Source organism: Type-A symbiont of Plautia stali (assembly GCF_059731155.1).
The window spans coordinates 1,787,382-1,806,881 of the sequence record NZ_AP035891.1 but is presented as its reverse complement, the minus strand read 5'-3'; the positions used below and the strand labels follow the sequence as shown (position 1 = coordinate 1,806,881).

The following is a 19,500-nucleotide window of genomic DNA, read 5'->3' as shown; positions in this document are numbered from 1 at the left end:
TTTAGCCGGCGAGACAGTAAACTTCACACATCATTCGGAAAAGGAACAGGAAATGGCGGAGCAAACGGCAATCGCACAGCTGGCGGCAGCGATGGGGGATGAACCCGCGCCCATTTACCAGCGCGTTAAGCAGGCAATCGTCAGCCAGATCCGGGAAGGTCACTGGAAAGCCAACCAGCGGGTGCCGTCCGAGAGCGAGCTGGTCAATGAACTGGGCGTCAGCCGCATGACCATCAACCGCGCGCTGCGGGAACTCACCAGCGAAGGGTTTCTGGTGCGCATGCAGGGCGTCGGTACCTTTGTCGCGGAGATGAAGGGCTACACCGCAATGCTGGAAGTGCATAACATCGCCGATGAAATTGCCCAGCGCGGCCACACGCACAGCTGCAAAATTCTCTCGATAGGTCAGATGAAGGACGATCCGGAACAGGCTGCGGTGCTGGGACTCTCCACTGGCCAGACGCTGTATCATTCGCTGATCGTGCACTACGAAAATGAGCTGCCAGTGCAGCTGGAAGATCGTCTGGTCAATCCGCTGGTCGCGCCTGATTACCTCAGCCAGGATTACCATAGCCTGACGCCGTACACCTATCTGATGCGCGTCGCCCCGCTGACCGCCGGAGAGCATATCGTTGAAGCGGTACTGCCGGATTTGCGCCAGCGTAAGCATCTGGCGCTGGACGAGCACGAACCTTGCCTGCTTATCCGCCGCCAGACGTGGAGCGACAACAAAATCGTCACCTATGCGCGCCTGCTCTATCCAGGCTCACGCTACAAATTGCTGGGCCGCTTCAGGGGACACGGCTAAGCGCGATAAACAGCAGGCTGGCCTCTGCCGTTTGCGGCACCAGCTGCTGCTGCTCCTGCAGCCACCACATCCCCTGCTGCGGCTGCAGCGTCTCGCCCGCGCGGCTGCGCCACGAACCCGCCAGCACATATGTCACGCCATGCAGGCTGCTGACCGCCTGCTGCTCCACGCTTACCGCCGCGCGCCAGTCGTCGCGCCGCGTCATGATGTTGAAGTCCTGACAGCTGCCGCTGACCTGCGCCTCAATTGCCCATTCGCCGGGAAAGGCCCACGGCTGATGGGGCAGCAACTGCTGTTCGGCCTGTTCACAGCGCAGCAGCACGTTATCGCCGTGCAGTAAAGTGATCACCCGATCGACGCCGGGGAAGGGCGATAACGGCCCGTCGGTGTCGATGGTGGCGATACTGGCGCGCCACTCGAACTGCGCCGCGCCCGGCGGATAGCTGATAATTTCGCGCGTTTCCCCGCCGCCGTTGCGCCAGCGGCGGCCGCTTCTTCCGCCGCGTGATGACCTTGCTGAATCACCGGCTGTCCGGCAACAAACACGTCACGAATTTGCTGGCTGCTGCCGGCAAACAGCCAGCGATTGAGCAGCGCGGCGGAACTGACGCTGGCCAGCAGCGCATCTTCCTCCAGCACCAGCCAGTCGGCGCGTTTGCCCACCGCCAGCTCACCGCTGGCAATGCCACAGGCCTGCGCGCCGCCCTGAGCCGCCTGCTGCCACAGCAGATCGCCGACCGAGGGTTGATTGGTTAGCGTGATGCGATTACGGCGACGATCGCGCAGTCGCTGGCCATACTCCAGCCAGCGCAGCTCCTCCAGCGCACTGAGCGAAACGTGGCTGTCAGGGCCAATGCCCCAAGCGCCCGCCGCGCCCGATGTACTCCACCGCCGGGAAGATGCCATCGCCGAGATTGGCTTCGGTGGTGGGACACAGACCGGCAATGGCACCGCTGTCCGCCATGCGCGCTATCTCCTGCTGATCGAGATGGGTGGCGTGAATCAGGCTCCAGCGCGCATCAACGGCAAAGCGGTTATACAGCCACGCCACCGGCCGTTCGCCGCTCCATGCCAGGCTGTCACTGACCTCTTTTTCCTGCTCGGCAACGTGAATGTGCACCGGCAGATGCGCAGCGCTGGCGGCCAGCACCTCATGCATCTGGGCTTCGCTTACCGCGCGCAGTGAGTGGAAACACAGGCCGTGGTTGATCAGCGGCTGCTGCGCGCTCCACTGCGCGACGCGCTGCTGTTGTTGCAGATAGGCATCGGTGTGCTGAATGAAGCGTCGCTGACCGTCGCTGGCCGGCTGCGCGCCGAAGTCGCTGTAGCTGTACAGCACCGGCAGCAGCGTCTGGCCGATACCGGCGGTGTGCGCCGCCTGCATCAGCTGTTGCAGCATCGCATCATCGGCGTAGGGCTGGCCGTGCGGATCGTGATGCAGATAGTGAAATTCCGCCACCTGGCTGTAGCCGCCCTTGAGCATATCAATGTAGAGGTGGGTGGCGATGGCACCGACCTGCTCAGGCGACAGGCGCTGCACCATGCGGTACATCAGATCGCGCCACGTCCAGAAGCTGTCCTGCGAATCGCCTGCCACTTCCGCCAGCCCGGCCATGGCGCGCTGGAAGGCATGCGAATGCAGTTTGGCCATCGCCGGGATCACCGGCCCGGCCAGGCGCACGGCGTCACCGGGCGTACTGTCGGTGGTAAGGGCGCGAATAAATCCCTGATCGTCGGTCGCGATCAGCACGTTTTCCTGCCAGCGGTCGGCCAGCTGTGCGCGTGGGGCAAAATAAACTGCCATGGTTGATCCTCAATGGCGAAAAGTTGTATATACATACTTTGAGGCGCAGTGTAAATCGCCAGACAAAAGGGGAGTGGGATGGCAAGTAAACAGATCGACAGCCTGTGGCTGGGGGCCGATGTGGTCACCATGCGTGACGGTCGCTATAACCTGATTGAGGATGGCGCCGTGGCGGTGGATAACGGCGAGCTGGTGTGGGTGGGCCCGCGCAGCGCGTTACCGGACTTTGCCCCGCGCCGGCAGCAGCAGTTTGACTGCGGCATCATTACGCCCGGTCTGGTGGATTGCCACACGCATCTGGTGTTTGGCGGCGATCGCAGCCAGGAGTTCGAACAGCGGCTCAACGGCGTGAGCTATGCGGAGATCGCCGCGCAGGGCGGCGGCATCATGTCGACGGTGCGCGCCACGCGAGCGGCCAGCAAGCAGCAGTTGGTGGAGTCGGCGCGCTGGCGGCTCGATCGCCTGCTGGCCGAAGGCGTTACCACGGTGGAGATTAAATCCGGCTACGGGCTGGACGAAGAGAGCGAGCTCACTCTGCTGCGCGCTATCCGCGAGCTGGCAGAGTCGGTGCCTGCCGATGTGCAGGCCACCTGCTTGGCGGCGCACGGCTTCCCGCCAGAGTTCAGGGATAACCCGCAGGGCTGGATTGATATTATCTGCCAGCGCCTGTTGCCGCGGGTGAAAGCGGAAGGGCTGGCGGATGCGGTCGACGCTTTTTGCGAACACCTGGCGCTATCACTGCAGCAGGTGAGCGCGGTATTTGATGCCGCCAAAGCGCTCGGCCTGCCGGTGAAGCTGCACGCTGAACAGCTGTCGGCACTCGGGGGTGCCGCACTGGCGGCGCGCTATGGCGCGCTCTCTGCCGATCACCTCGAATATGCCACCGAACAGGATGCCCGCGCGATGGCGGAACATGGCACGGTGGCGGTACTGCTGCCCGGAACGTTCTATCTGCTGCGCGAGACGCAGCGTCCGCCGGTCGAACTGTTCCGCCAGCACGGCGTGCCGATGGCGCTGGCCAGCGATGCCAATCCGGGCACGTCACCGGCGCTGTCGCTGCGACTGATGCTGAACATGGGCTGTACGCTGTTTGGCCTGACGCCGGAGGAAGCGCTGACCGGCGTCACGCTGTGGGGCGCGAAGGCGCTTGGCCTGCAGGCCACGCACGGCTCGCTGGAGCCAGGCAAAGTAGCCAATTTTGTCCACTGGCCGCTGGCTCGCCCGGCTGAGCTGGTTTACTGGCTGGGCGGCGAACTGCCGTGCCAGGTTATCTATCGTGGAGAAGCGCAATGACCCCTTTTCATTTCACCGCCGGTAAGCTGCCGCTGCTGGTCAGTATTCCGCATGCCGGTACCCAACTGACGCCGGAGGTTGACGCCGGGCTGAGCGAGGCCGCGCGCGGCCTGCCGGATACCGACTGGCATATTCCACTGCTGTACGACTTTGTGCGCGACTTGGGTGCCAGCGTGCTGATCGGGCACTACTCGCGCTTCGTGATTGATCTCAACCGTCCGCTGGACAACCAGCCACTGTACAGCACGGCCACCACCGGGCTCTATCCGGAGACGCTGTTTGATGGCACGCCGACCTTTAAACCCGGCATAACGCCGGACAGCGCGGCGCGCCAGCGCTATCTGGAGACTATCTGGCAGCCCTATCATCAACAGATTCAGCAGGAGCTGGCGCGGCTAAAAGCCGAACATGGCTATGCGCTGCTGTTTGATGCGCACTCTATCGCTTCGGTGATTCTGCGCCTGTTCGACGGCCAGCTGCCGGACCTGAATATCGGCACCAACGATGGTGCCAGCTGTTCGGCGGCCAGCATCGCGGCGATTGAGCAGGTGTGCGCCGCGCAAAGCGACTACAGCTGGGCATTCTGGCGCTGCGCATGAGCCGCTGGCGGCTGCTGAGCGGTTTTGCGCGCGGCTATATTCTGGTGTTTCGCGGCTCGCCGCTGCTGATTCAGCTGTTTCTTATCTACTACGGCCTTGGCCAGTTTGGCGTGATTCGCCACAGCTTCGTCTGGCCGTTTCTGCGCGAGCCGTTTATCTGCGCGGTGCTGGCGCTGTCGCTGTGTACTGCCGCTTACACCGCCGAGATCCTGCGCGGTGCGCTGCTGGCGGTGCCGGCAGGTCAGGTCGAAGCCGGACTGGCCTGCGGCATGTCACGCTGGCTGCTGCTGCGCCACATCATCGCGCCGATCATGCTGCGCTATGCGCTGCCGGCGTACTCCACCGAGGCGATTCTGCTGGTGAAATCCACCGCGCTCGCCAGCCTGGTCACGGTGTGGGATGTCACCGGCGTGGCGCAGCAGATCATCCAGCGTACCTATCGCACCATGGAAGTGTTTGTCTGCGCTGCGGCGATCTACCTGATTCTCAACTTTATTATCGTCCAGCTGTACGCGCTGTTAGAGCGCCGTCTGACCTCGGTGCACCGCGCTGAAAAAAAGCCGCTGCCCGCCGTTAAACCGCTTGCCGGAGAGTAATATGCATTCCACTTCACCAGTCACCTTGTCCGCCACTGATATCCATAAATCCTTTGGCGCTATGGAGGTGCTCAAGGGCATCTCGCTGCAGGCGCATCAGGGCGATGTTATTTCAATTCTCGGTGCCAGCGGCTCGGGCAAAAGTACCTTGCTGCGCTGCATCAATCTGCTGGAGACGCCGGATGCTGGCGTGGTGAGCGTCGGCGGCGAAACCATTGAAATGAAGCACCACGCGCGCGGTCATCAGCTGGCGGCTAATCCTAAGCAGATTGAACGCCTGCGCTCGCGGCTGGGCATGGTGTTTCAAAGCTTTAATCTGTGGTCGCACATGACGGTGCTGCAGAACGTGATTGAAGGTCCGCACTATGTGCTGAAGCGCGACAAAAAGAGTTGTATCGCCCAGGCAGAGCAGTTGCTGGATCGCGTCGGGCTGCTAAACCGCAAGGATTTTTATCCGGCGCAGCTCTCCGGCGGCCAGTAGCAGCGTGTGGCGATTGCCCGCGCGCTGGCGATGGATCCGGAAGTTATGCTGTTTGATGAGCCAACCTCGGCGCTCGACCCGGAACTGGTCGGCGAGGTGCTGAAGGTGATGCGCAGCCTGGCTGAAGAGGGGCGCACCATGCTGGTGATGACGCACGAGATGGGCTTTGCGCGCAACGTCTCTAATCGCGTGGTGTTTATGCATCAGGGGAACATCGATTGCGAGGGCACGCCGGAAGCGATGTTTGGCGCCTGCGGTTCATCGCGCTTTAAGCAGTTTATTTCCAGCCATCAGAGCCATCACGTGGAGCAGCCAGTATGACCGTCGTCTGGGGCGATGCGCCGCTGACCTGGCAGGCGCTGGTACAGGTAGCGCGACATAACGCCGAACTGACGCTGAGCGCCGGCGCTTGGCAGCGCATTGCGCGCGGTCGCGAGATCGTCGAACAGATCGTTGCCAGCGGCCAGATTGCTTATGGCATCAACACCGGGCTGGGGGCGCTGTGTAACATCACGCTGCCGGAAGAGCAGCTCAGCCAGCTGTCACGCAATACGTTGCTGAGCCACGCCTGCGGCGTCGGCCCGCTGCTGACGCGTGAACAGACGCGCGCCATTCTGTGTGCGGCCATCGCCAACTACAGCCACGGCAAATCCGGCGTCTCGGTGGCGCTGGTGCAGCACCTGCTGGCGCTGCTCAATCAGCAGATCACGCCACAGGTGCCGTCGCAGGGTTCGGTCGGTTACCTCACCCACATGGCGCATATCGGGCTGACGCTGATTGGCGTGGGCGACGTTGAGTTCCAGCAACAGGTGATGCCGGCTGAGCAGGCGCTGCGGCTGGCCGGTTTGCAGCCGTATCGCCCCGGTGCCAAAGAGGGCCTGAGCCTGGTCAACGGTACGCCGTGCATGACCGGGCTGAGCTGTCTGGCGCTGGACGATGCGGCGCGGCTGCTGGATTGCGCGGATGTCACCGACGCCATGAGCTTCGAAGCGCTGCGCGGTCAGCTGGCGGCCTTTGATGCCGAGGTGATTGCGCTGAAAGCCAGCCCCGGCATGCAGCACAGCGGCTAGCGTCTGTGTGCGCTGCTGAGCGACAGCCCGCTGCTGGCCGCGAGCTGCGGCATACGCACCCAGGATGCGCTCAGCCTGCGTTCGATGCCGCAGGTGCACGGCGGCCAGCCGTGATCAGTTCGCCCACGCGGCGCGTCAGGTTGAGATTGAGCTGAACGCCTGCACCGATAATCCGCTGGTGCTGGGCTCGCCGGACAACTGGCGCGTGGTGTCGCAGGCCAATCCGCAGGGCGAATCGGTCGCCATGGCGGCCGATCTGCTGGCAATTGCCATGGCGGAGATTGGCAGTATTGCCGAGCGCCGGCTGGACCGGCTGGTTAATCCACTGGTCAGCGGGCTGCCGCCGTTTCTGGTGGCGCAGCCGGGGGGAAATTCCGGCATGATGATCGCGCAATACGTGGCGGCTTCCCTGTGCTCGGAGAATCGTCAGCTGGCGCAGCCGGCGGTGCTGGACAATTACGTTACCTCGGGACTGCAGGAGGACCACCTCAGCCTCGGTACCGGCGCGGCGCTCAAGCTGCTCAGACTGCTGAATAACCTCTGGCAGGTGCTGGCGATTGAGTATGTGCTGGCGGCGCAGGCGCTGGATTTTCACGGTGAGGCGCAGCTGGCCAGCGGCACGGGCCGGGCGCTACGCGCCGAGGTTGCCACCTGGCAGGAGGATCGCTGGCTGGCACCGGAGATAGCCCGGGCGGTGAAGGTGTTACAGACGCTGGCCTGCTAGCGGTGCGATGTGACGCGCCGCCAGTGTCCTGATTTAACCGCGGCGCGCGTCCGGGCGCACCAGATCAAAACGCTGATCGCGTAATAGGCGGAAGGACCGCCGGCGCGCAGAATCTGCTGCGCTTTGGCGGTCTGGTAGATGCCGTTCTCCAGCAGCGCTTCATCGATGTGAATCGCTACCGCTTCGCCCAGTACCAGCCAGCTCTCCAGCTCGCCTCCCTGTGCATTCTGCAGGCGAATCAGCTGCGTCAGGCGACACTCAACGTTGACCGGGCTCTCCGCTACCATGCTGACGTTAACGTGGGAAGCGGCCAGCGGCGTCAGGCCGGCGAGGGCAAACTCGTCGTGATCGGGCGGTACCGAGGCGGAGCTCTCATTCATGGCTTCTGCCAGCGGACGCGTCGCCAGGTTCCAGACAAACTCGCCGGTTTCGCTGATATTCTTCACGCTGTCTTTCCAGCCGCTGCTGGCAAAACCAATGATTGGCGGATGGTAGTTAAAACAGTTAAAGAAACTATAGGGCGCGAGATTGCGCTGGCCGCTGGCGCTTTGCGAGCTAACCCAGTCAATCGGGCGCGGGCCGACGATGGCGTTGAGCGGATCGTGAGGCAGACCGTGTCCACTGCGTGGCTGATAAGTGTAACGTTGTCGCATTTGCGCTCCTGATTCGTCCTGGATACTGTGTGTTCCAGCGGCGCTGGCGGCTGGACGCAGTATTGTGGACTCAGTTTTGGGGAGAATAGATTTAAATTCGTTGTACTAAATTTTCCTGGCGGATTGTGCGCTGCCGTCATCCAGCGTATCTTACGCGCGCATTAATGTCCGGAGAATCTATGAACAAGCCTGCCGCTACCGCGCTCTTTCATCCGCGTAACCGCCATCAGGGCCGTTATGATTTTGCTGCCCTGACTGCCGCGCATCCGCCGCTGGCGGATAAAGTGCGCCCCAACGGTTACGGTGAGCTGTCGGTCGATTTCGCCGATCCGCACGCGGTGCTGCTGCTGAATCAGGCGCTGCTGAAATTGTTTTATAACCTGAACTGGCAGCTGCCGGAAGGCTATCTGACGCCCCCGGTGCCGGGCCGCGCTGACTACATTCATGCGCTGGCGGATCTGCTGGCCAGCGATAACGGTGGCGTGCTGCCGCGCGATCTCGACGTGATGGATATTGGCTGCGGTGCCAACTGCATCTATCCGCTGATCGGTCACGCGGAGTATGGCTGGCGCTTTACCGGCACCGACATCAGCGCGGACGCCGTTAACGCCGCCAGTCAGATTGTGGCCAGCAATCCCGGCCTGCAGCGCGCCATTCGCCTGCGCCGTCAGAAGCAGGAGAGCGCGATTTTTGCTGGCGTGGTGCATAAGAACGAACGCTATCACGCGGTACTGTGTAATCCGCTGTTCCACGGCTCGGCGGCCGATGCGGCGGCCGGCAGCCAGCGTAAAGTGCGCAATCTCGGCCTGAGTAAGCAGGCACCGCTCAACTTCGGCGGTCAGCATAACGAGTTGTGGTGCGACGGCAGTGAACGCGCGTTTACCGGTCGGATGATTGATGAAAGCGTCGCGTTAGGCGATCGCATCGTCTGGTTCACCTCGCTGGTGTCGCGCAAAGAGCATCTGCCTGAGCTGCGCGATCGGCTGAAGGCGCAGGACGCTTATCAGGTACGCATCGTCGGCATGGCACAGGGCCAGAAGCAGAGCCGCTTTATCGCCTGGACATTTTACCGCCCGCCACGCGCGCGCAGCTGCTGGCACGCTAACCGCTGTTCAGGTAAAAAAAAGCCGCCGCGGAGATCCGCAGCGGCTTTATTTTTTTACGCTGTCTTAGGAGACGTGCTGCAGGAACTCACGCAGACGGTCGCTCTGCGGATTAGTGATCAGATCGTCCGGATTGCCATCTTCCGCGATGGTGCCTTTGTCGATAAAGATCAGGCGCGACGCCACTTTCTGTGCGAAGCCCACTTCATGGGTCACGATGACCATGGTCATGCCTTCTTCCGCCAGATCCTGCATCACTTTCAGCACTTCATGACGTAGCTCGGGATCGAGTGCCGAGGTAGGCTCATCGAACAGCATCATTTTCGGCTTCACCGCCAGCGCACGCGCAATCGCCACGCGCTGCTGCTGCCCGCCGGACAGCTCAGAAGGGAAGTGGTGCGCACGCTCGGCGAGGCCGACCTTGCCCAGCAGCTCACGCGCCAGTTGATGCGCCGCCTCTTTCTTTGCACCGCGCACGCGGATCGGACCAAAGGCCACGTTGTCCAGCGCGCTCATCTGCGGGAACAGATGGAACTGCTGGAACACCATACCGGCTTCCTGACGGATCAGACGTTCATCCACTTTGGGATCGTTAACTTTCATGCCATCGACAATCAGTTCGCCGCTGCTGATCTCTTCTAGCTTGTTGATGCAGCGCAGCAGAGTAGATTTACCGGAGCCGGACGGCCCGATGATCACCACCACTTCGCCCTGATTAACTTTCAGGTTGATGTCGTGCAGTACCTGAGTCTGGCCGAAGTTTTTCGAGACGTTTTTAAATTCAATCACAGGATTTTCACCCTTTTCTCAATACGGCGCAGCACAAAGCTCAACACCAGCGTAATAACCAGGTAAATGATGGCAACGGCGCTCCAGATCTCCAGCGCGCGGAAGTTACCGGCGATGATCTCCTGGCCCTGACGGGTCAGTTCCGCCACGCCAATCACGATGAATAGCGAGGTGTCTTTGATGCTGACGATCCACTGGTTACCCAGCGGCGGCAGCATGCGGCGCAGCGCCAGCGGCATGATTACGTAGCGCAGCGTTTCGCGGCGCGACAGGCCAAGCGCTAGGCCGGCTTCACGGAAACCTTTGTTGATCGAAAGCACCGCACCGCGGGTAATCTCCGCAATGTAGGCACCGGAGTTGATCATGATGGTCACGACGGCGGCGGTGAACGGGTCGATGCGCAGGTCCGGGAAGGCCATCGGCAGGGCGAAGTAGATGAACATCACCTGCACCACGATCGGTGTGCCGCGAATCAGTTCAATGAACACTAACGCGATGTTGTTGGTGATCCAGCCGCCGTAGGCGCGGGCGAAACCGGCCACGAGGCCGATAACCAGTCCGCCAATCAGGCCGAGGATCGAGATAAGCAGGGTCATTTTGGCGCCTTCGATCAGGATCGGTAAGACGGGCCAGATGACGCTCCAGTCAAACTCCATGGTGTTACTCCAGAATCTGTTGCAGTGGAAATGTAAAAAGCAGGGAGAACAAAGCTCCCTGCTGATAAAAAGGCGTCAGGCCTGAATTATTTAGGTTCGTTGCCAAACCATTTTTTATAGATAGTGTTGTAAGTACCGTTGTCGTGCAGGGTTTTCAGCGCGCCATTCACTTTCTCACGCAGGTCGTCGCTGCCTTTCGGGAAAGCAATGCCATACTGCTGCGCTTCGATGGAGTCACCTATTGCTTTGAAACGGCCTTTGCCAGCGGTGTGGATGAAGTACAGGATGTTTGGCGTGTCGTGCAGCACGGCGTCAGCACGGTTGGTGCCTAACTCCATGTACGCGTTATCGATGTTCGGGAACTGGCGCAGGTCTTTGGTTTTGATATGCGCTTTGGCGTAATCCACCGAACCGGTGCCGCTTTTCACTGCTACCACTTTACCGTTCAGATCGTCGATGCCTTTGATGTCGTTTTCGTTGTTACGCACCATCACCAGCAGACCGCTTTTGTAGTAGCCGTCAGAGAATTCGATGGCTTTTTTACGTTCTTCGGTAATGGTGATGCCGGCCAGCGCCAGGTCAACGTTTTTGGTTTGCAGCGCCGGAATGATGCCGCTGAAATCCATCGGCTTCAGGGTGTAATCCAGCTTCAGCTGTTTAGCGATAGCGTCCCACAGGTCGATATCAAAGCCGACATACTTGTCGCCCTGTTTGAATTCAAACGGAACGAAGGCGGTGTCGGTAGCGACCACCAGTTTTTTGTCTGCTGCAGTGGAGGAAAGCGAGAAGGCCAGCGCCAGCGCGGCCACGGAGACTTTAATCAACGACTTCATCATTTTTTTCCTTAATTACCCGTCAGGCCTGGTGGCCTGATGTACGGCTCATCATAATGAAAAAATTATGCCAACTTTACTTAAACGCGAAGATCAACAGATTGCCGGGGCAGGATGACACGATTCTGCACACCGGGAAAGGTTTGCAACAGAATAAATCACCAAAATGGTGCATTGTGCTATTGTGGTGCAGGCACAGTGTGCATCAGAGTGATAATAAGGGAAAGAAAGGATTAAGGAATTGTTAACGGCGTCAAAAAATCCGGGCGGGTGACAGGCATAAAAAAGGCGGGATAACTCGCCTGTTTGAGCATTACTCGATATTCGATTCGATAAACCACAGGAACTTATCAAGGTCACGCGATGCGGCACAGTAAAGATATCGGCCGTATCTTTGTCTTTCACTTCACTGATGGCTTTGCGCGTGTCGTTAGCTACGACGGCGTAACGGTCAGCCAGCGCTTTCAGATGATCCTGTACGCTGTGAATATTCAGCGGATAGCTTTTCAGCGGTGACTTGTCGTTGACCACCTGCGTGGTGCCCAGCGCAACGCCGCCCAGCTATACCACACGTTCTGCAATGGTGTCCTGATGATCGGTAATGGCGGTGCGGAAGCCATCCAGCATTTCATGAACGCCAATGAAGTTCGCGCCGCGCATGTTCCAGTGCGCCTGCTTGGTGATCAGCGACAGGTCAATAAATTCCACGACCAGACGGTTGAGCACCTCGATGGTAGCTTTCTTCTCGCTATCAGCCACGTCATTGCGGGTATAAATCAGATCGGAAGATTTTGTTTTAACCAGTTTTGCGGTACTCATCATTAATGTCCTCTTATTGATGGTTGTCCTAATCAAGCACGGGAATAAGTATAGCAGCAGTTTTTCGCTCTGCAGGATTGATTAAATCAATGACAGGAATAGCTAAAGCTTAATGTCAGGCCGGGAAAATAGAAGATTTATTAAAAGGCATTAAAATCATTTGGTTATGCTGTATGTTAATTATTTTTCTATCATGTTGCAAAATAATAACAGTTCACCGTGCGGCTATTTAAGGGATGATAATGAGAATGTGTCTATATACAGCCGGTTAAATAACCGGCTGACCTGTACGGCTTATTGCGGCGTGTTGATATCCACTTCATTTATATGTGCCGCTTTTTGTTTCATGGTGAGCGTCGAGCCGGCAGACGCGGCGATAATCGCCAGCAGCGCCAGCCATTGCTGCAGCGTCAGCAGCTCGCCGAGGAACAGCATGCCGGAGAGCGCCGCCATCGCCGGTTCCAGACTCATCAGCGTGCCGAAAATGCGCGCCGGCAGACGCGTCAGCGCCATCATTTCCAGCGAGTAAGGAATGGCGCTGGAGAGCAGGGCGATGAGCAGCGCCAGCGGCAGAATTTCCCACTGCCAGATACCGGGCGCGGCAAAGGTCAGACCGAGCGGCACAAAAATCACTGAGGCGATCAGCGAGCCCATTGCCACCGTGGCCGGGCCGTGTTCGGCGCCTGCCCGCTGGCCCGCCAGAATATAGACCGCCCAGCAGGCGCCGGCACCCACTGCCAGCAGTGCGCCGGTGGGATCGATATGGCTCAGGCCATGACCAATCGGCAGCAGGAACCACAGGCCGGTGACCGCCAGCAGCACCCAGAGAAAATCCAGCGAACGGCGTGCGCCGGCCAACGCCAGCGCCAGCGGGCCGAGAAACTCCAGCCCCACCGCCACGCCCAGCGGCACGGTGCGGATCGAGAGATAGAACAGGTAATTCATGCAGCCCAGCGCCAATCCATACATCAGCAGCGGCTTGCGCTGCTTTGCACTGAAGCGCAGGCGCCAAGGTTTGAAAATCGCGCACAGGGTGAGCGTGCCCAGTCCCAGACGCAGCGCGGTAATACCAGGCGCACCGACGGTGGGAAATAGCGATTTTGCCAGCGACGCGCCGCCCTGCAGCGACAGCATAGCGATCAATAATACGGCAACCGGCAGCACTACCGGCGCCAGTTTGGCGTGGGAAAGAGGTGCAGACATCCTGTGATGAATTCCTGTGATGATGAATAACCAGGCAACGGGCAGCCAGTGTAAAGCAATCTGCGGTAAATATGGAGTTGGCTGAGGCAATGATGCGGGGTTTCTGTCGCCGCGCTATCATCGGGCGCGGCCGCCTCGCATCATCCTAGCGTCAGTGACTACTCATTCAGACCGCTTTTCGCGAGGAATTCCGGCGAATAAAGCGCGACGGTGGAAAAAATGCGCCAGCGATTGGCTGAAAAATCGCCATTTTCAGAGTCATTTCCGTAAAGAAATGTCAAGTTAGTTTAGGAATTTACTTAAACCGATAAATTTCTCTGCGCAGGATTATTGCAGAAAGATGATGCTTTTTATAAGAAAAATGAATGACATAGGAAAGTTTATTAACTTTCTGTTACACCAAACAATATGTTACACAACAAAATGCGGGCAGAGTTTCTTGCTAAGTTTTATTATATTTTTAGCGTTGTCAGGAGAGAAGTATATTCACATTTGAGGTGGTTATGAAAAAATTGCATGTCTTTCAGCACTGGCTTGTGTACTGGCAGTTTCCGCTGGTTCTGCCATGGCACAGAGCACCGTTTCTGCCGGCTACGCGCAGAGCGACTATCAGGGCGTTGCTAACAAAGCTAACGGCTTCAACCTGAAATACCGCTACGAAGACGGTTCTAACCCACTGGGTTGGAACGGTTCTTTCACCTACACCGAGAAAGATCGCACTGAAGATGGCGTGTACAACAAAGGTCAGTACTACGGCATCACCGGTGGTCCGGCTTACCGTCTGAACGACTGGACCAGCATCTACGGCGTAATGGGTATCGGCTACGGCAAATACCAGCAGAACCAGACTGCCGGTCAGTCTAAAACCGACAGCCGCGACGTAGGCTTCTCTTACGGCGCAGGTATGCAGTTCAACCCAATCCAGAACGTTGCTCTGGACGTGGGCTACGAGCAGAGCCGCATCCGTAACGTCGATGTCGGCACCTGGATTGCTGGCGTAGGTTACAGCTTCTAAGTTTTTGCTTAGACCAGAGTTGCACAGAAACGGCCCTTTACGGGCCGTTTTTTTATGCCTGAAAGTGCCGTCGTGAAGAGCATTTTTTTTGCAGGCAAAATAAAACCCGCTGCGGGCAGCAGGTCAGACAGGGAAGCCCTGAGGAAACTCAGCCGCGCCAGATCAGATTCGGGCAGGGCTGCGCGGCGATTTTTTTGCCGGTCAGTTTCTCAAGCAGCATCAGGCGCAGGGCAAAAGGCGAGCGGCTAAACAGACACAACAGCGACTCCAGCTCAAAAGCCGGTTTGCTTTGTACGGTCTGGAAGCATTTGCCGCAGTCTAGGCAGCTTTTCATCGTGCTCATCTTTACCTCCAAGAAAACGGGTAACCCAACAGTAAGCACAGCCCTGCAATAAACAGCAGGAAAAGGAGCAGCAACAGCCAAGGTTCGTTCATCGTTGCCTCCTTTGTAGGCTATTCGCTTACAACATGTACAAAGATAGCACTGGCTATACTCTTTAGCCAACACTATTCAGGAAAAATTTGTGCTTATTTGTGCCTGGTTTACAATGAGCGCAGCCAGCCCGCACCGCAGGTAAAGTGCGGCAGATAATAAAGAGGAAGCTGAATGAGTCGTCGTGCGAAAAGCGCCACCCACATGCCTCAGGGGCCGCTTAAAGATACTGAGGAGCATGTCGAAGGATTTCGCCAGGTACGCGAAGCGCATCGCCGTGAGCTGATTGATGATTACGTTGAGTTAATCTCTGATTTGATTCGTGAATTTGGCGAGGCGCGCCAGGTCGATATGGCGGCACGCCTAGGCGTTTCGCAGCCGACCGTGGCCAAAATGCTGAAGCGTCTCAGTACCACCGGTCTGGTTGAGCAGGTGCCGTATCGCGGCGTGTTCCTCACCCCGGAAGGCGAGAAGCTGGCTGAAGCCAGCCGCGTGCGCCATCACATCGTTGAAACCTTTCTGCTGGCGCTGGGCGTCAGCCCGGAAACCGCCCGCCGGGATTCCGAAGGGCTGGAGCATCACGTCAGTGATGAAACCCTCGCCGTGTTCCAGAAATTTTACGAGAATCGCTAACCTACAAGGCCTCCTGCCATCATGCCCATCGTGCTTCGTTCCTTAATGCGTGACCGCGTTTTACATTTACTATTGCTGTTGGGCGTGATTCTGTTGCCGCTGGCCGCAACTGCCTGGCGCCGTTGACTGGCACACCATCATGACGCTCACCGGTTTGCTGATGCTGACGAAAGGGCTGGAAAACAGCGGCTATTTTGATGTGCTCGGCGCGCGGCTGGTGCAGCGCTTCCAGCACGCACGCTGGCGCTGTTTATGGTGTGTGCGGCGGCGCTGCTCTCGACCTTCCTGACCAATGATGTGGCGCTGTTTATCCTGGTGCCGCTCACGCTGACGCTGCGCAAATTTTCGCGCTTGCCCATCTCCCGGCTGATCATCTTTGAAGCGCTGGCGGTCAACGCCGGCTCGTTGCTGACGCCGGTCGGCAACCCGCAAAATATCCTGCTATGGAGCCACGGCACGCTTAGCGTGGCCGGCTTTATCGGTCAGATGGCGCCGCTGGCGGCGATGCTGATGCTGACGCTGGTGGTGCTGACGTGGTTTAGCTTCCCGGCGCGCAGCATTGAGAAGCATGATGCTCCAAGCAATCAGCAGTGGCAGAAACCGCTGTTCATCGTCAGCGTCCTGCTATACGTGGTGTTTATCGTCGCGCTGGAGCTGAAACTCACCGGCTGGGCGCTGCTGCTGGTGGCGGGCTGTTTTCTGCTGATGGCGCGTCAGATGCTGGCGACCATCGACTGGAGCCTGCTGCTGGTGTTCGTGGCGATGTTCATTGATGTCTTTTTACTGATGCACCTGCCAATTCTGCAGCTGCATTTTGCCGCCATCGGTCAGCTGGGCGAGGGCGGTATCTATCTGCTGGCGATTGGCCTGTCACAGGTGATCAGCAACGTGCCGGCCACCATTCTGCTGTTACAAAAAGTCCCGCCTTCCGAGGTGCTGGCCTGGGCAGTGAATATCGGCGGCTTTGGCCTGCTGCCGGGATCGCTGGCCAACCTGATTGCGCTGCGCATGGCGCAGGACGCCAAAGTGTGGTGGCGTTTCCATCTGTTTTCCCTGCCCATGCTTGCCTGGTCGATGCTGTGTGGCTGACTGTTGTTACAGCTGCTGCGCTAACCCTGACCAATCTCTCCGGCCTTGCAAGACGGGCTGATTTATCAGCGCGTTAAGTGATGTGGCAGAAAATGCGTCGGATGTTAACTTATGTAAAGTTACACTGGCATTTGTCAATTTCCCATCTAAGGTTAAGTTGACCGTTTCGCCCGGGGATCGGGATTACCAGCCAGTGATGACAAATTATGAGTGAAAACCACAATCCGCCATCCGCCGATGAGCAAAAAGACAACAACACGTCAGATTCCAGTCAGGATAACGAGCAATCACCCCGTAAACGCCCCGGCAAAAAGCCGCTGATCATTCTGGCGATTGTGGTGGTGATTATGCTGCTGGTGGGATTCTGGTTCTGGTTTAGCACGCGCAACATTGAAACCACCGACGATGCGTTCACCGAAGGCGATGCCGTGACCATCGCGCCCAAAGCGTCGGGCTACGTGGTGCAACTGCTGGTAAAAGATAACCAGCGGGTGAAGAAGGGCGATCTGCTGGTGCTGATCGACCCGCGTGACAATGCTGCACAGCGCGATCAGGCCAAAGCACAGCTCGGTCTGGCGCAGGCGCAGCTGCATCAGGCGCAGGCGCAGCTGGCGCTGGCGCGGGTGCAATATCCGGCGCAGCGCGATCAGGCGCTGGCCGACCAGGCGCGGGCGCAGGCCAATTTACTTAATGCGCAGGCGGATTACCGTCGTCAGCGCGGTGTTGACCCGCGCGCGACCTCACAGCGCAATATCGATACCGCCGCTGCGCAGTTACGCTCGGCTGAAGCGCAGCTGCAAAGCGCCAAAGCGCAGGTCGAAGTTGCCTCGCAGGTGCAGTTGCAGATTCGCCAGCAGGAAACCAATGTTGAAGCGCGGCAGCAGCAGGTCGAGCAAGCCCGGTCACAGCTCAACACCGCCGAGCTTAACCTCTCTTATACCGAAGTACGGGCGCCGTATGACGGTTTCGTCACCAAACGCAACGTGCAGCCCGGTACGCTGGTACAGGCCGGCAGCGCGCTGTTCTCGCTGGTATCGCCGGATATCTGGATCACCGCCAACTTCAAAGAGTCGCAGCTGGCGCGTATGAATCCGGGCGATAAAGTGGAGATTGGCGTTGATGCCTGGCCGGACATGAAGCTGGAAGGGCACGTCGACAGCGTGCAGATGGGCTCCGGCTCGCGCTTCTCTACCTTCCCGGCCGAGAACGCCACCGGTAACTATGTGAAGATTGTGCAACGCGTGCCGGTGAAAATTGTGATTGATAAAGGGCTCGACCCGAATCATCCGTTGTCGCTTGGCCTGTCGGTTGAACCGAAGGTGATGGTGGAATGAGTGCGAGCGAAAGCTGGCGTCCGGCCAGCAATCCCTGGCTGGTTGCCATCACGGTAACGCTGGCGGTGTTCATGGAAATTCTGGACACCACCATCGTTAACGTCGCGCTGCCGCACATCGCCGGGTCGCTGTCATCCAGCTACGATGAATCCACTTGGGTACTGACCTCCTATCTGGTCGCCAACGGCATTGTGCTGCCGATCTCGGCCTTTTTCAGCCGCCTGTTTGGGCGCAAGCAGTTCTTCCTGATCTGCATCGTGATGTTTACCATCTGCTCCTTCCTGTGCGGCATTGCCACCGAGCTGTGGCAAATCATTCTGTTCCGCGTGCTGCAGGGCTTCTTCGGCGGCGGGCTGCAACCGGTGCAGCAGTCGGTGCTGCTGGATTACTTCAAGCCGGAAGATCGCGGCAAGGCTTTTGGCCTGTCATCGATTGCCATTATTGTCGCGCCGGTAATTGGCCCGACGCTCGGTGGCTGGATCACCGATAACTACAGCTGGCGCTGGGTGTTCTTTATCAATATTCCGGTGGGGATCCTCATGGTGCTGGCGATCTATCAGCTGTTGGAAGATCCGCCGTGGGAGCGCAAGTGGGAGAAGGGCCGGCTGAAAATCGACTATATCGGCATCAGCCTGATTACCCTGGGTCTCGGCTGTTTGCAGGTGTTCCTCGATCGCGGTGAAGATGAAGACTGGTTCGCCTCACACTTTATTCGCCTGTTTGCCATGCTGGCGGCCGTCGGCATCGTCGGTGCGGTTTACTGGCTGCTGTATGCACGCAAGCCGGTAGTGGATATCACAGTGATGAAGGACCGCAACTTCTGGGTGGCCGGTCTGCTGATGGCGGGCATGGCGATGATTCTTTATGGCAGCTCGGTGGTGTTACCGCAGCTGGCGCAGCAGGATCTGGGTTATACCGCCACCTGGTCCGGGCTGGTGCTGTCGCCCGGCGCGGTCCTGATCGTGCTCACCATCCCGCTGGTGCTGAAGCTGATGCCGATTGTGCCGACGCGCTACATCATCGCCTTTGGCTTTACCTGTCTGGCGCTGGCCTTCTTCTATTCCAGCACCCTGACGCCCAACGTGGATTTCACCACGCTGGTGCTGATGCGCAGCGCGCAGTCGATTGGCCTCGGCTTCCTGTTTGTGCCGCTCACCACGATTGCCTTTATCACCGTCCCGCAGCGCCTGAATGCGGATGCCTCCGCGCTGTTCACCATGTTCCGTAACGTTGCCGGTTCGATCGGCATCTCGCTGGCCACTGCCGGCATCACCGAACGTGAACAGGTGCGATCGGCACACATGGTGCACAACATGTCGCCGCTCAATGAGCAGTTCAACCTCACGCTGCAGCACTGGGCGCAGGCGATTCGTGACTTTACCAGCGCGGTGGGCGATCCGCTGACGCTGGCCAGCGGTCAGCTCTATCAGGAGATGATTGCCCAGGCGCGTATTCTGGCTTACATGGACGTGTTCATGGGCCTGAGCATTGTCGCCGTGCTATTGATTCCTTTTTGTTGGTTGCTTTCGCCGATCAAGAGCGAAGGCAGTGCAGGAGCACATTAA

General features: G+C 58.7%; 11 protein-coding genes and 10 pseudogenes. 12 read left to right on the top strand and 9 right to left on the bottom strand.

Annotated features, from left to right (window positions below):
• The first annotated feature begins 52 nt into the window (after positions 1-52).
• Positions 53-808 (top strand): histidine utilization transcriptional repressor HutC, encoded by a 756-nt coding sequence (gene hutC, locus AC6I8M_RS09665; protein WP_010615940.1) that lies wholly within the window; start codon positions 53-55, stop codon positions 806-808.
• On the opposite strand, the pseudogene AC6I8M_RS09660 reads toward hutC, so the two are convergent.
• Positions 792-1,292 (bottom strand): annotated as a pseudogene (locus AC6I8M_RS09660) (HutD/Ves family protein); the annotation flags it as partial. The gene hutC and the pseudogene AC6I8M_RS09660 overlap by 17 nt on opposite strands.
• Positions 1,289-2,612, bottom strand: a pseudogene (locus AC6I8M_RS09655) (formimidoylglutamate deiminase); the annotation flags it as partial. The pseudogenes AC6I8M_RS09655 and AC6I8M_RS09660, both read right to left, overlap by 4 nt.
• Positions 2,613-2,690: 78 nt before the next feature.
• Here AC6I8M_RS09655 and hutI point away from each other — a divergent pair.
• The 5 genes and pseudogenes from hutI to AC6I8M_RS09630 all read left to right on the top strand — a co-directional run bounded on the left by hutI (position 2,691) and on the right by AC6I8M_RS09630 (position 7,375).
• Complete coding sequence (gene hutI / locus AC6I8M_RS09650) at positions 2,691-3,905, top strand: imidazolonepropionase (RefSeq protein ID WP_010615938.1); 1,215 nt, start codon at positions 2,691-2,693, stop codon at positions 3,903-3,905.
• Positions 3,902-4,483 (top strand): annotated as a pseudogene (locus AC6I8M_RS09645) (N-formylglutamate amidohydrolase); the annotation flags it as partial. The gene hutI and the pseudogene AC6I8M_RS09645, both read left to right, overlap by 4 nt.
• Positions 4,474-5,100: pseudogene (locus AC6I8M_RS09640) on the top strand (ABC transporter permease); the annotation flags it as partial. The pseudogenes AC6I8M_RS09645 and AC6I8M_RS09640, both read left to right, overlap by 10 nt.
• A 1-nt stretch (position 5,101) precedes the next feature.
• A pseudogene (locus AC6I8M_RS09635) lies at positions 5,102-5,902 on the top strand (ABC transporter ATP-binding protein).
• Positions 5,899-7,375 (top strand): annotated as a pseudogene (locus AC6I8M_RS09630) (HAL/PAL/TAL family ammonia-lyase). Before AC6I8M_RS09635 ends, AC6I8M_RS09630 begins: the two co-directional pseudogenes overlap by 4 nt.
• 33 nt (positions 7,376-7,408) lie before the next feature.
• Here the strand turns inward: AC6I8M_RS09630 and AC6I8M_RS09625 are convergent.
• Positions 7,409-8,028, bottom strand: a pseudogene (locus AC6I8M_RS09625) (flavin reductase family protein).
• Positions 8,029-8,207: 179 nt separating this feature from the next.
• Here AC6I8M_RS09625 and rlmF point away from each other — a divergent pair.
• Positions 8,208-9,176, top strand: a pseudogene (gene rlmF / locus AC6I8M_RS09620) (23S rRNA (adenine(1618)-N(6))-methyltransferase RlmF); the annotation flags it as partial.
• Positions 9,177-9,197: 21 nt separating this feature from the next.
• On the opposite strand, the gene glnQ reads toward rlmF, so the two are convergent.
• The 5 genes and pseudogenes from glnQ to rhtA form a co-directional block, all read right to left on the bottom strand.
• Complete coding sequence (glnQ, locus tag AC6I8M_RS09615; RefSeq protein ID WP_010615934.1) at positions 9,198-9,920, bottom strand: glutamine ABC transporter ATP-binding protein GlnQ; 723 nt, start codon at positions 9,918-9,920, stop codon at positions 9,198-9,200.
• On the bottom strand, positions 9,917-10,576 hold the full coding sequence (gene glnP / locus AC6I8M_RS09610) for a glutamine ABC transporter permease GlnP (RefSeq protein WP_010615933.1): 660 nt from the start codon (positions 10,574-10,576) through the stop codon (positions 9,917-9,919). The genes glnQ and glnP overlap by 4 nt, the downstream gene beginning before the upstream one ends.
• An 86-nt stretch (positions 10,577-10,662) precedes the next feature.
• A complete protein-coding gene (glnH, locus tag AC6I8M_RS09605; protein ID WP_010615932.1) occupies positions 10,663-11,409 on the bottom strand; it encodes a glutamine ABC transporter substrate-binding protein GlnH in 747 nt (248 codons plus the stop codon).
• 313 nt (positions 11,410-11,722) lie between these two features.
• Positions 11,723-12,228, bottom strand: a pseudogene (gene dps, locus AC6I8M_RS09600) (DNA starvation/stationary phase protection protein Dps).
• Positions 12,229-12,522: 294 nt separating this feature from the next.
• Positions 12,523-13,431 (bottom strand): threonine/homoserine exporter RhtA, encoded by a 909-nt coding sequence (gene rhtA / locus AC6I8M_RS09595; RefSeq protein WP_010615931.1) that lies wholly within the window; start codon positions 13,429-13,431, stop codon positions 12,523-12,525.
• Between the two features lie 511 nt (positions 13,432-13,942).
• Here rhtA and ompX point away from each other — a divergent pair.
• Positions 13,943-14,446: an outer membrane protein OmpX gene (gene ompX, locus AC6I8M_RS09590; protein WP_041387075.1), complete on the top strand. Its 504-nt coding sequence runs from the start codon at positions 13,943-13,945 to the stop codon at positions 14,444-14,446.
• Between the two features lie 148 nt (positions 14,447-14,594).
• On the opposite strand, the gene AC6I8M_RS09585 is transcribed toward ompX, so the two are convergent.
• The gene (locus AC6I8M_RS09585) at positions 14,595-14,789 is read right to left on the bottom strand and encodes a hypothetical protein (protein WP_041387076.1); all 195 of its coding nucleotides are present in this window, start codon (positions 14,787-14,789) and stop codon (positions 14,595-14,597) included.
• A 264-nt stretch (positions 14,790-15,053) separates the two neighbouring features.
• Between AC6I8M_RS09585 and mntR the strand changes: the two genes are divergently transcribed.
• The 4 genes and pseudogenes from mntR (at position 15,054) to AC6I8M_RS09565 (ending at position 19,500) form a co-directional block, all read left to right on the top strand.
• The gene (gene mntR, locus AC6I8M_RS09580) at positions 15,054-15,512 is read left to right on the top strand and encodes a manganese-binding transcriptional regulator MntR (protein ID WP_498013776.1); all 459 of its coding nucleotides are present in this window, start codon (positions 15,054-15,056) and stop codon (positions 15,510-15,512) included.
• Between the two features lie 21 nt (positions 15,513-15,533).
• Positions 15,534-16,601 (top strand): annotated as a pseudogene (locus tag AC6I8M_RS09575) (SLC13 family permease).
• A 206-nt stretch (positions 16,602-16,807) separates the two neighbouring features.
• A complete protein-coding gene (locus AC6I8M_RS09570; protein ID WP_498013775.1) occupies positions 16,808-17,935 on the top strand; it encodes an HlyD family secretion protein in 1,128 nt (375 codons plus the stop codon).
• The gene (locus AC6I8M_RS09565) at positions 17,932-19,500 is read left to right on the top strand and encodes a DHA2 family efflux MFS transporter permease subunit (protein WP_058948688.1); all 1,569 of its coding nucleotides are present in this window, start codon (positions 17,932-17,934) and stop codon (positions 19,498-19,500) included. The genes AC6I8M_RS09570 and AC6I8M_RS09565 overlap by 4 nt, the downstream gene beginning before the upstream one ends.